7 protein-coding genes, 1 tRNA gene and 2 rRNA genes are annotated in these 11,339 nt (G+C 58.1%); 3 read left to right on the forward strand and 7 right to left on the reverse strand.

Going from position 1 to position 11,339, the window contains the following annotated elements:
• Position 1 precedes the first annotated feature (1 nt).
• The 3 genes from ACU8HS_RS08915 (at position 2) to ACU8HS_RS08925 (ending at position 3,701) form a co-directional block, all read left to right on the forward strand.
• Entirely contained in the window at positions 2-1,348 is a 1,347-nt protein-coding gene (locus ACU8HS_RS08915) for an HlyD family type I secretion periplasmic adaptor subunit (RefSeq protein ID WP_377313911.1), read from the forward strand.
• An 80-nt stretch (positions 1,349-1,428) separates the two neighbouring features.
• The gene (locus ACU8HS_RS08920; protein ID WP_112572599.1) at positions 1,429-1,917 is read left to right on the forward strand and encodes a hypothetical protein; all 489 of its coding nucleotides are present in this window, start codon (positions 1,429-1,431) and stop codon (positions 1,915-1,917) included.
• A gap of 137 nt (positions 1,918-2,054) precedes the next feature.
• Positions 2,055-3,701 carry a GNAT family N-acetyltransferase gene (locus ACU8HS_RS08925; RefSeq protein WP_447015775.1) on the forward strand — a complete coding sequence of 549 codons (1,647 nt, stop codon included), beginning with the start codon at positions 2,055-2,057 and terminating at the stop codon, positions 3,699-3,701.
• Between the two features lie 71 nt (positions 3,702-3,772).
• Here ACU8HS_RS08925 and ACU8HS_RS08930 read toward each other — a convergent pair whose 3' ends face one another.
• The 7 genes from ACU8HS_RS08930 to ACU8HS_RS08960 all read right to left on the reverse strand — a co-directional run bounded on the left by ACU8HS_RS08930 (position 3,773) and on the right by ACU8HS_RS08960 (position 10,947).
• Positions 3,773-4,549, reverse strand: coding sequence for an anti-sigma factor family protein (locus ACU8HS_RS08930; protein WP_447015776.1), 777 nt, complete (start codon positions 4,547-4,549; stop codon positions 3,773-3,775).
• Positions 4,546-5,073, reverse strand: coding sequence for an RNA polymerase sigma factor (locus ACU8HS_RS08935; RefSeq protein ID WP_447015777.1), 528 nt, complete (start codon positions 5,071-5,073; stop codon positions 4,546-4,548). The genes ACU8HS_RS08930 and ACU8HS_RS08935 overlap by 4 nt, the downstream gene beginning before the upstream one ends.
• Before the next feature lie 59 nt (positions 5,074-5,132).
• Complete coding sequence (locus tag ACU8HS_RS08940; protein ID WP_112572606.1) at positions 5,133-6,584, reverse strand: YVTN family beta-propeller repeat protein; 1,452 nt, start codon at positions 6,582-6,584, stop codon at positions 5,133-5,135.
• A gap of 12 nt (positions 6,585-6,596) precedes the next feature.
• The gene (locus ACU8HS_RS08945; protein WP_112572608.1) at positions 6,597-7,082 is read right to left on the reverse strand and encodes a DUF305 domain-containing protein; all 486 of its coding nucleotides are present in this window, start codon (positions 7,080-7,082) and stop codon (positions 6,597-6,599) included.
• A 368-nt stretch (positions 7,083-7,450) separates the two neighbouring features.
• Positions 7,451-7,527 (reverse strand) — tRNA-Met (locus ACU8HS_RS08950).
• A gap of 286 nt (positions 7,528-7,813) precedes the next feature.
• Positions 7,814-7,928: ribosomal RNA gene (rrf, locus tag ACU8HS_RS08955) — 5S ribosomal RNA — on the reverse strand.
• A gap of 219 nt (positions 7,929-8,147) precedes the next feature.
• A 23S ribosomal RNA gene (locus ACU8HS_RS08960) occupies positions 8,148-10,947 on the reverse strand.
• Between the last annotated feature and the right edge of the window lie 392 nt (positions 10,948-11,339).

Raw genomic sequence — 11,339 nt, forward strand, 5'->3', positions numbered from 1 at the left:
CATGGGCAAGAAGAAACAGGAAACAGCCGGCCCGCAGCTCGAATGGTATGGCGACGTGCCGCGGTCGATCCGCTTTCACAGCATGATCGGCCTGACGGTGCTTTTCGCTTCGTTTGGCGGTTTCGGATATTGGGCGGCAACCGCGCCGCTCGCCTCGGCGATCATCGCCCAGGGCAGCTTCGTGGCCACCGGCAACAACAAGGTGGTCCAGCACCTGGAAGGCGGCATCATCAAGGAAATGATGGTCGGTGAAGGCGCAAGCGTCAAGGAAGGCGACGTGCTGCTGACGCTCGACCAGACCGCCGCCCTGACCAACGAACGCATGTTGAACCTGAGGCGCCTGCGCCTGGAAACCGTTGTGGCGCGGCTGAGGGCAGAAGCGCAGGGGGCAAGCGAGTTCAAAATTCCCGAGATCGTCATGGCCGAGGCAAGCGATCCGGACGTCAACGCCATTATCCAGAGCCAGAACATCGTCTTCCACAGCAAACGGATCAAGCTCGAGGAACAGCTGAACCTCATCGAGAAGAACATCAAGTCGCTGGAATACCGTTTCGACGGGTACAAGGGGCAGCGCGAATCCTTCGAGCGGCAGCTGGCGCTGCTGTCGGACGAGCGGGACTCCAAGGAAAGGCTGGTCAAGGTTGGTTATATGCGCAAGACCGATCTTCTGGCCATCGAGCGCGCCATTGCCGATGCGATGGGGGATATTTCGCGCCTTAACGGCGAGCTCAACGAAAGCGAAGCGGAAATCGCCAAATTCCGCCAGGAAGCGGTCATCGCCGTCAACTCCAACAAGCAGGCAGCACTCGATGCACTGGAGACGGCCGAATCCGATCTCGACAGCGTCCGCGAACAGGCAAGGGAAGCAGCCGGCGTCCTGGAACGCACGATCATCCGTTCGCCCGTGTCGGGCACGGTCGTCCGCTCCTACTATCACACCGCCGGCGGCGTCATCACCACCGGAAAGCCGATCATGGAAATTCTGCCGGCTCATGTGCCGCTGATCCTGGAGGCGCAGGTATTGCGTACCTCCATCGACCAGCTTCACGAGGGACAGACGGCCGCAATCCGCCTCACGGCCCTCAACAGACGCACCACGCCGGTTCTCGAAGGAAAGGTTTTCTATGTTTCGGCAGACTCGGTCGAGGAAAATACCGGTCTATCGGTGAAAGACGTCTACATCGTGCGCGTGCAGATCCCGGACAGCGAAATTGCCCGCATTCACAACTTCCACCCGGTTCCCGGCATGCCGGCCGAGGTGCTGATCCAGACCTCGGAGCGCACCTTCTTCGAGTATCTGAGCAAGCCGGTTGCCGACAGCATGTCCCGCGCCTTCAAGGAACGCTGAGCGCAGAAATGACTGAGGCGTTCACCGAACTGATCTGATATAGTCCAGGTATCATCAACGTTGAGCCTAGGGAGTTCAACATGCCGGCCATGTCGGATGTTTTATTGATGGTCGGCCGGTTGAACTATGTCTGGACGAATACAGAAAGTCTGCTGATCTATATTATCGCCCACCTTCTCAAGGTCGAGAAGGAAGCGGCGGTGGTGGTGTTCCTGACGCTCAACACGACACGCGCACGCATCGATCTTGTCGAGCGCCTGGCAAAGCTTCCTTCGACGCCAGCTGCGGACCGCAAGGCCGTTCTTTCGGCCATGTCGCGCCTGAAGAAGGAATCGAAGATGCGCAACAAATACAATCACTGCATCTATTCCTTCGACGAGAAGGGCGAAATCTCCAGCACGCAGCTCATGCGGCTCGTCGAGGACGAGAAGGAAATCCGCTACGGCAAGATCGAACAGATGGACGACCGCGAGATGGAGCTTCTGGAGAAATCCATTGGCGAGATCGTCAATATCAGCAAGGCGCTCTGGACCTTCATCCACGCAAGCCCGCGAATTGTCGCGCTCTAGTTTCGGGCGGCCGAAACCGGATTCCCTGGGCTAATCCCATTTCGTCTGAAGGAATCACCCGGACGGTTTATTTGAAGATCGATGTTTCTCATTAAACTGGAATCTCCCGAATTGCGTATGGGGTATTGGGAGGGGGCATGCGCATCGATATCATTGATACCGTAGCCGGCTTCGACGCCGTCCGCGACAACTGGGATCAGGTCTACAGGGACGATCCGGACGCCCAGCATTTCCTTTCCTGGACATGGCTGAGAGACTTTCTCGGGCATCGTGGCCGCTGGTTCATCCTGGCGCTGCGCGAGCGGGAGCCGGACGCTCCTTATGTCGCATTCCTCCCCCTGAGATTGCTCACGAAACTCGATGCCCAGAGCGGGCTTTTCTACGACGAAATCGTCATGGGCGGAAACTACTCGGCCGATTATACCGGCTTCATCGTCATGCCCGGCTACGAACAGAAAGCCATTGACGGCTTTGCCGCATACCTCAAGCGACAGAACTGGACGCATCTCCGGCTGGAGCATTTCAGCGGGCCGCCGGAGCGGCGGGAAAAGATGATCCTGGCCCTGCAGGGGCCACTCGTCATGTTCCGTGACAACGCCCCGACCAGCCCGGATAATATCGACAATACGATCTGCCCGGTCGTCTTCCTGCCGGGAAGCTGGGACGACTATCTGGAGCAGAAGATGAGCAGCCAGACGCGCCAGAAGCTGCGCCGCTTCCTGCGCAAGCTCGATGGTGACGAAGGCTACCGGATTACCATGGCGACGCCCGCAACCATCGACCGGGACCTCACGATTCTCTTCGATTTCTGGCGCAAGCGATGGACGGAGCGCAAAGGACCGGAGCGGACCGAGCGGCTCATCAATTCCACCCGCGAAATGCTGATGGACTGTTTCAAGAGCGGCACGCTCGAGGTCCCGGTCTTCTGGTTCGGCGAACAGCCGCTCGGCGTGCTCGCCAACGTCATCGACCGCCCGAAGAAAACGATCCTCTTTTATATCACCGGCCGGGACGAGAACTGGAAGACGCCGTCTCCCGGCCTTGTGCTGCACGGATACTGCATCCGCCGGGCGATCGAGGCGGGCTTCCGGGCCTACGATTTTCTGCGCGGAAACGAACCGTACAAATATGTGTTCGGCGCCGACGAGCGGCGGATCAGCTATACGCTCTTCAGGACCCGCGACGGACGCAACCTCGGCGGCGTCCTGCATCCGCGCAGCGTCAACTATGTCTACAAGCAAGCGCTCGACATGTATCAGAAAGGGGAAAAGGGGAAAGCGGAGATCGTCTTCACCCAGGTTCTGCAGTCCTCGCCCGGCCATACCGGCGCCGAATTCGGCCTTGCCAACCTGCTGTTCGACCGGGGAAAGTTGACCGAGGCCCTTGCCGCCTATCAGTCGCTGCTGGAGCGCGCGGCCGAGCCGTTGCCGATTGCGCTTCGCCTTGGCGATACGCAACTGGCGCTGAAACTCTATGAGGATGCGATCGTGACCTTCCGCCGCATCGGCGAGCAGGCGCCCCATGCGGTGCAGGCGCGCTACAAGGAAGGGGTCGCCCTCATCGCAACGCGCCGCCTCGCACAAGCAGAGGCGGTTCTTGCGGCGATCCAGGATATCCATACCGACGATCCGGCTGCCGTTCCCTACAGCCAGCTTGCATCGGTGGCGCTCGAGCGTCTACGCCAGCATAATGCGGCACTGGCAGCCGACGAACAGATTCCCGAAGGCATGATGGGATTGCCACGAAAGCGCGGCGGCGAGAAACGCCGCCCCCGCATGCACTGAAACTTTCGTTTCACGCCATCGTTGCCGCAAGGCGGCATGCGCCCTTTGTGCGGCATGCATCGGCGGAAAATTCAGGCACCGGTCTCGGTCTGATGCCTGATATCGTCGGCAATCGGATGCAAACGATCGGCCGGCAGGGCGCCGACGAGACTATAGCCCATGCCGCCCGACGCCCAGCTCCAGCCCTCGACATTGCCCTGCTCATGCGGCGCCATAGGTCTATTCTGATCAACGAGCATGGGGCGCGTCAGCATGACGAGCCGCGTTCCGCGATCGTCGTCATACATCAGCATCAATCCGGCGCCATGCGCCGTCGAGATCATTCTGCCGCCCATCAGACGATAGCCCGAGTTGGAAAGGTCCGGCAGGATCGGTTTGCGGCCCATGCGCGCCGTCGCCCAGTCGACAAGCTCGGCCATATTGTCGGCGCGGATCTCGACCGGCCTCATCCTGTCAGATGCATAGGTGGCGAAACTGTCGGTTGCCTCGTTGGCCAGCGCCACCATGCCCTCGCCCGGCTGCCTGTACATGCCATGCAGCATCCAGCCGCCGGAACCGCCGGCGACAAGGAGAACGACAGCGGCCGCCGCCATACGCCAGACGGGGAGCCTGCCCTGCTTGCGCACTTCCATCAGATGGCTCAGGTTCAGCCGGCTCGGAACTGGCTCGTCTGCAACCGGGTTGAGCGCAGCCCGCAGATCGAGCCGCTGCCTGCCGTAGCCGTCAATTCGCGCAGCGATTTCGGGATGCGTCTCAAGATAGGCGGAAACCTCGGCTTCGCGCGTTTCGTCCAGCGCACCGTCAACAAATCCGTGAAGATCATCCTCGGTGATCGGTTTTACGCTCATTTTACTCTCCGAAGATGGGCCGCCGGCCCCTGTGCTGCCTTGCCCGGGTTCTCCAATATCTGCCGCAACCGCTCACGCGCTCGCGACAGGCGCGACATGACGGTGCCGATCGGGATGGCCAGCACTTCCGCCGTCTGCGAATAGGACAGATCCTCGACCGATACCAGCAGCAGCACGCTGCGCTGCTCCTCGGGAAGCTGCTCCAGCGCCAGAAGGATGTCGCGGCTCATCAGATTGTCTTCCTGCGTCGGCTGCCGGGCAAGCACGCGTTCATCCACTTTCTCGAAGGGCAGATGTTCGCCGCGGCGTGCCGTCTGTTTCAACCGATTGACCGCCAGATTATGAAGGATAGCGAAGATCCAGGTGCGCGGATCGTCGTTTCGGCGATGATGCCAATGGGCAATAACCCGCTCCAGGCAATCCTGAACGAGATCGTCGGTGGCCGTTACGTCTTTCAGCAATCCGCGCGCGTAGCGGCGGAGTGCGGGGATCATCGGTTCGACAAGCTGCAGAATGTCACTCATGAGGCTTACCTTCAGGAGCTTCGCCCGCCACCCTATCACAGGCGACGGGCGGAAGGGATTTACTTCGCTTCGATCTGGACGACTTCGCCCGGTCCCTTTTGACCCGCCAGGGCGACGACGAGATAGCGGCGCTCGGCCTTCTCGCTGCTCTGGACGATCTGCCTGATGGGACCGACGGCGTTGACGATCGCCGAGCCGGCCGGGTTCGTCATGAACGATGCCAGAGGCTGAAGATCGCCCGTACCGTCGGCCCGGGTGGAGAGCGCAAGAATGTAAGGCTTCCTGGGCTCCAGCCCCGTCACGGATGCCTGCAGCACCTGTGACAGACCCTGATCGAAAAGGGAGACGCTCGTTGGCGCAACGCCTTCCGACTTCGGCGCGCGCAGGGCAAGATGCGCCACCTGGCCGGCGATGCCGAGCGGCTGAAGGTTCTCCATGCCATCGCCCTCAGGCACTGCGTCCGGGACATAGTTGACAGCCTGCGGAGCCTGGCCGATCGGTATCGTGGCGATCACCTTGTTTGTCAGCGTATCGATCGCTGCGAGTGCGTCGGCGTTTTCGAGCCCCACATAGACGCGCGTGCCATCGCCTGATGGCCAGACACCGTGCGGAAGATTGCCGACGGGGATTGTCGCGACCTGCTCGAAATTGTCCGTGCGATAGACCTTCACCTGGTTGAGGCCGCCAACGGTAATGTATGCAAAATCGCCGTTGGCGTTGTGAACGATGTTGACATGGTTGGTGATCGGCCCGGTATCGATCGTCTTGATCAGATCGAAAGGTGCTTCGGCGTTGAAGACCTGCGTCTTGCCTATATCCTTCAGGGTGAACCAGACCTGCTTGCCATCGGGCGTCGCGGCAATATTGGGGCAGAAGGGGCTTTCCTGCTTGATGTGGCCGACGATCTGGTGATCGGCGACGGAAACGACGACGGTTTCCGGGTTGAACGAAGAGCAGACATAGCCGTATCTGCCGTCCGGCGAGAAGATCTGCATGCCCGGCCCGGCTGGTACCTTGATCTGCAGCTTCTCCTCATAGGTATGCGCATCGATGACGGAGATGTAATCCTCGCCGCGAACCGTGACCCAGACCTCGCTGCCATCGGGCGTAAAAAACGCTTCATGCGGCGAGCGCCCCACATAGGTCGTGTGTTTTACGGCATTGGTTGCCGTGTCGATGAACGTCACCGAATTCGAGCCGATCGAAACGACGGCCAGCGTCTTGTGATCCGGCGAAAAGCCCATGCCGTGAACCAGGACCTGCCCACGATAGAGCGGGCTCAGATTGCCCGGCTGCGGATCGCCGAGACGGATGACGCCGAGCAGCTTGTTGGTGGACGGATCGGTGACCGAAACCGTGTTGGAGAATTGTTCGGCCGCATAGACACGATCCTTGCTGCTGACCGGAATATCCGGATCGGAGACAGCACCCGGCGCCTGGCCGGCAAAACTTGCGGCCGGCGCCAGTATCGTGCCGGCGAGAAGGCTGAGAACGAGGAGGCTGGACTTCATGACAGGGTCCTTTCAATTGCCCATTTTCATGTTCGGATCCATCGTCGGCATCATCGACATGCCGGCGCCGGAGGGGAGAGAGTTCTGCGGGGAAACCTGGGTCGGCGCCGGAGCCGAAGGCGGAAGGGGATCGCCAAGCGACAGACGCATCGCGGCGATTTCCTGTTGCTGATCGACGATGATTTCCTGCGCGATGCGCTTGAGCTGCTCGTTGCTGCCGTAGCGCAGATAGGTCTGCGCCATGTCGATCGCGCCCTGATGATGGGGGATCATCATCTCAACGAAATCCCTGTTGACGTCGCCTGTTGGCCTGACCGCCATATCGTTCATCATCTTCGTCATCGCCGCATCGTTTTCCGCCAGGAACGGCGTCTCGTCCGTAGGCGAGGCGGGCGCGTGTTGATGCGACGCCGGATCGTCGGCAAGGGCTGAGGCGGACAGGATCACGAAGATCGTTGCTGCCCGCGGAAATAATCCCTTTCGGGGAGGCACGTTCATGGGGGCTCCCTTTCATGCAGAGCGGTTTCATGAACGTGGACAACGGAGCTGTCGTTTTATTCCGGCCGGTTTCGCTTTTCGTCCTCGGACGCGATTTTTCTTTGCAACCTGCTGGTTTCACTGAGTTGGAGACCACAAGAAGCCTGCAGGGATGCGGGCTTGTTTACCGGGTTTGGTGTTGCTGGATTGCTGGGTCAGCTCTAACAGCCGCGATCCTGTGGTTCGCGGCCAAGAGGAACCCGGGAACTGAAGGCGGGTTGATTTCTGGCAGAACTGTCGTTTTGTGGCGCGGGATGTGGGTTCCGGGTCCGGTTCCGGGAAGGCCAAAAGGCGCTGTGGCGGGGTTTTGATTGGGTTAGGGGGGAGATTGGTTGCGGGGGCAGGATTTGAACCTGCGGCCTTCAGGTTATGAGCCTGACGAGCTACCGGGCTGCTCCACCCCGCGTTACCAGGTTTTTGCCGACTGGCAAAATACCGATTGCGCAAATCCCAAGGGGATTTGTCGCGGCTACGCAAAGCGTGTGCGCTTTGCGGATCTCATCCGAGCAAATTGCGACGCAATTTGTCTCGCGTTCATGAGGCATTATAAAGCAAAAGGCCGCTATGTGAGCGGCCCTTTGATCGGCTTTGGGCCGTAGAGTTTGTGAAGAGAAGATTTTATCATTATTTCCGCATGTAGGGTTGCGAAGCTTGTTCAGCTTCGGGCACATGCGTTGAGTTGCGTTTAGCAGACCTGGCAGCGACCGACTCTCCCGCGTCTTAAGACGAAGTACCATAGGCGCTGGGGCGTTTCACGGCCGTGTTCGGAAAGGGAACGGGTGCAGCCACCCCGCCATAACCACCAGGTCAGCGAAGCGCAACTTGTGTGAGAAGCTGGTGATGTTTTCACATCTTTTTTGAACACGTCTTTACCTTCATGAGGGCGTCGGAGCAGAGCTCCGCAAGGCCAAGCGGCCGTCGCGCCTAGTGGCGCGGCCCGTCCGGAGCGAAGCGGCAGAGCCGCGACAGCGTCAGGACAGAAGGTCTGGCTCATCGAATTTCATTCGATGAGCATAGTCAATGAGAACGATCAAGCCAATCGAGCTATTAGTACCGGTAAGCTTCATGCGTTGCCGCACTTCCACACCCGGCCTATCAACGTGGTCGTCTTCCACGGCTCTGATAGGGAACACTCGTTTCCAGGTGGGTTTCCCGCTTAGATGCCTTCAGCGGTTATCCCGTCCATATATAGCTACCCTGCTATGCCCTTGGCAGGACAACAGGTCCACCAGAGATATGTCCATCCCGGTCCTCTCGTACTAGGGACAGATCCTGTCAATATTCCTACACCCACGGCAGATAGGGACCGAACTGTCTCACGACGTTCTGAACCCAGCTCACGTACCGCTTTAATTGGCGAACAGCCAAACCCTTGGGACCTGCTCCAGCCCCAGGATGCGATGAGCCGACATCGAGGTGCCAAACAACCCCGTCGATATGGACTCTTGGGGGTCATCAGCCTGTTATCCCCGGCGTACCTTTTATCCGTTGAGCGATGGCCCTTCCACGCGGGACCACCGGATCACTATGACCGACTTTCGTCTCTGCTCGACTTGTCAGTCTCGCAGTCAGGCGGGCTTATGCCATTGCACTCGACGAGCGATTTCCGACCGCTCTGAGCCCACCATCGCGCGCCTCCGTTACTCTTTCGGAGGCGACCGCCCCAGTCAAACTACCCACCATACACTGTCCCGGACCCGGATGACGGGCCGCGGTTAGACATCCATGACGATAAGGGTGGTATTTCAAGGATGGCTCCACAGAAACTGGCGTCCCTGCTTCAAAGCCTACCACCTATCCTACACATGCCGACACGAATGCCAGTGTAAAGCTATAGTAAAGGTGCACGGGGTCTTTCCGTCTGACCGCAGGAACCCCGCATCTTCACGGGGAATTCAATTTCACTGAGTCTGCGTTGGAGACAGCGGGGAAGTCGTTACGCCATTCGTGCAGGTCGGAACTTACCCGACAAGGAATTTCGCTACCTTAGGACCGTTATAGTTACGGCCGCCGTTTACTGGGGCTTCGATTCAAAGCTTGCACCTCTCCTCTTAACCTTCCAGCACCGGGCAGGCGTCAGACCCTATACGTCGTCTTGCGACTTCGCAGAGCCCTGTGTTTTTGATAAACAGTCGCTACCCCCTGGTCTGTGCCACCCCATCTTACTTGCGTAAAATGGGGTCACGCTTCTTCCGAAGTTACGCGTGCAATTTGCCGAGTTCCTTCAACGCAGTTCTCTCAAGCGCCTTGGTATACTCTACCTGACCACCAGTGTCGGTTTCGGGTACGGTCTATACGGTGGAGCTATTTCCTGGAACCGCTCCGCTGCCCTGATAATCCAATAAACCAGAACAACTTGTGCGATCCGTCACTTCCACCAGGCCCACGAATATTAACGTGGTTCCCATCGACTACGCGTGTCCGCCTCGTCTTAGGGGCCGGCTAACCCTGCTCAGATTAACTTTAAGCAGGAACCCTTGGTCTTTCGGCGAGAGGGTCTCTCACCCTCTTTATCGTTACTCATGTCAACATTCGCACTTCCGATACCTCCAGGACCCCTCACGGGTATCCCTTCATCAGCTTACGGAACGCTCCGCTACCACTCCTCTTGCGAGGAATCCTCAGCTTCGGTGCATGGCTTTAGCCCCGTTACATTTTCGGCGCAAAGACCCTTATTTAGACCAGTGAGCTGTTACGCTTTCTTTAAATGATGGCTGCTTCTAAGCCAACATCCTGGTTGTTTTGGGATCCTCACATCCTTTCCCACTTAGCCATGACTTGGGGACCTTAGCTGGAGGTTAGGGTTGTTGCCCTTTTCACGACGGACGTTAGCACCCGCCGTGTGTCTGCCTGGTAGTACTTCCCGGTATTCGGAGTTTGGTTAGGATCAGTAAGACGGTGAGTCCCCATAGCCCATCCAGTGCTCTACCCCCGGGAGTATTCGCCAGACGCTCTACCTAAATAGATTTCGCGGAGAACCAGCTATTTCCGAGTTTGATTGGCCTTTCACCCCTAGCCACAAGTCATCCCAATCTATTGCAACAGATGCGGGTTCGGTCCTCCAGTTGGTGTTACCCAACCTTCAACCTGCTCATGGCTAGATCACTCGGTTTCGGGTCTAATGCAACGAACTATATCGCCCTATTCAGACTCGCTTTCGCTTCGCCTACACCTACCGGCTTAAGCTTGCTCGTTACACTAAGTCGTTGACCCATTATACAAAAGGTACGCCGTCAGGGTTGCCCCCTCCGACTGTTTGTAGGCATCCGGTTTCAGGTACTCTTTCACTCCCCTTGTCGGGGTGCTTTTCACCTTTCCCTCACGGTACTTGTTCGCTATCGGTCATGCACGAGTACTTAGGCTTGGAGAGTGGTCTCCCCATGTTCAGACAGGATTTCTCGTGTCCCGCCCTACTCTAGGACATTAATGGTATCTACGCGTACGGGGCTGTCACCCGCTACGGCCACACTTTCCAGAGTGTTCCGCTTTAACCACCAATGCCACTGGCCTGGTCCGCGTTCGCTCGCCACTACTTGCGGAGTCTCGGTTGATGTCCTTTCCTGCAGGTACTTAGATGTTTCAGTTCCCTGCGTTCGCTTCTTACCCCTATCTATTCGAAGGTAAGATACCTTATCTCAATGCTTGGAAACCCAAGCCGACCTTGCAGTCAGTTTGGATTTTCCAAGCATTTAAGGTGGGTTGCCCCATTCGGAGATCCATGGATCAAAGCTCATTCGCAGCTCCCCACGGCTTATCGCAGCGTAACACGTCCTTCATCGCCTGTGCATGCCAAGGCATCCACCAAATGCCCTTACGACACTTAATCGTTCTCATTGCCAATGCTCATCATTTACTGGATTTGGAATGCCTATCCTCCTCGCTTGCGCTCGAAGGGGTTCCAAATCGACTATCCGGACAAACCTGAGCTTGCCGAACCAGAGGCACGGTTACCTTTTACAACCGACCATTCATGATGCCATCGACGTGTTCGGTATGGTCCCTCATAAAGATGTCACGCCGAGCGACATCCGGGCCATACCTTAAGACCAGCTTCTCGAGATAAATCCGATGACGCGCGGTCAGGCAACATCAACCAGATCGCCTGTCAGACGGGGCAAGCCCCGAACAACAAACGATCCTTCAGGCATGAGCATCAGATGCTCATCCGGATCAATCTTCTCTTCACGATATAGGCAGAACAGGCACAGACGCTGTTGC

It is taken from the genome of Rhizobium sp. KDH_Rht_773_N, from assembly GCF_052946295.1.

Excerpts from the sequence above, each read along its gene's own strand:
- ACU8HS_RS08930 (WP_447015776.1), bottom strand. The coding sequence starts at position 4,549 with ATGAGCGTAAAACCGATCACCGAGGATGATCTTCACGGATTTGTTGAC.
- ACU8HS_RS08915 (WP_377313911.1), top strand. The coding sequence starts at position 2 with ATGGGCAAGAAGAAACAGGAAACAGCCGGCCCGCAGCTCGAATGGTAT.
- ACU8HS_RS08935 (WP_447015777.1), bottom strand. The coding sequence starts at position 5,073 with ATGAGTGACATTCTGCAGCTTGTCGAACCGATGATCCCCGCACTCCGC.
- ACU8HS_RS08940 (WP_112572606.1), bottom strand. The coding sequence starts at position 6,584 with ATGAAGTCCAGCCTCCTCGTTCTCAGCCTTCTCGCCGGCACGATACTG.
- ACU8HS_RS08920 (WP_112572599.1), top strand. The coding sequence starts at position 1,429 with ATGCCGGCCATGTCGGATGTTTTATTGATGGTCGGCCGGTTGAACTAT.
- ACU8HS_RS08945 (WP_112572608.1), bottom strand. The coding sequence starts at position 7,082 with ATGAACGTGCCTCCCCGAAAGGGATTATTTCCGCGGGCAGCAACGATC.
- ACU8HS_RS08925 (WP_447015775.1), top strand. The coding sequence starts at position 2,055 with ATGCGCATCGATATCATTGATACCGTAGCCGGCTTCGACGCCGTCCGC.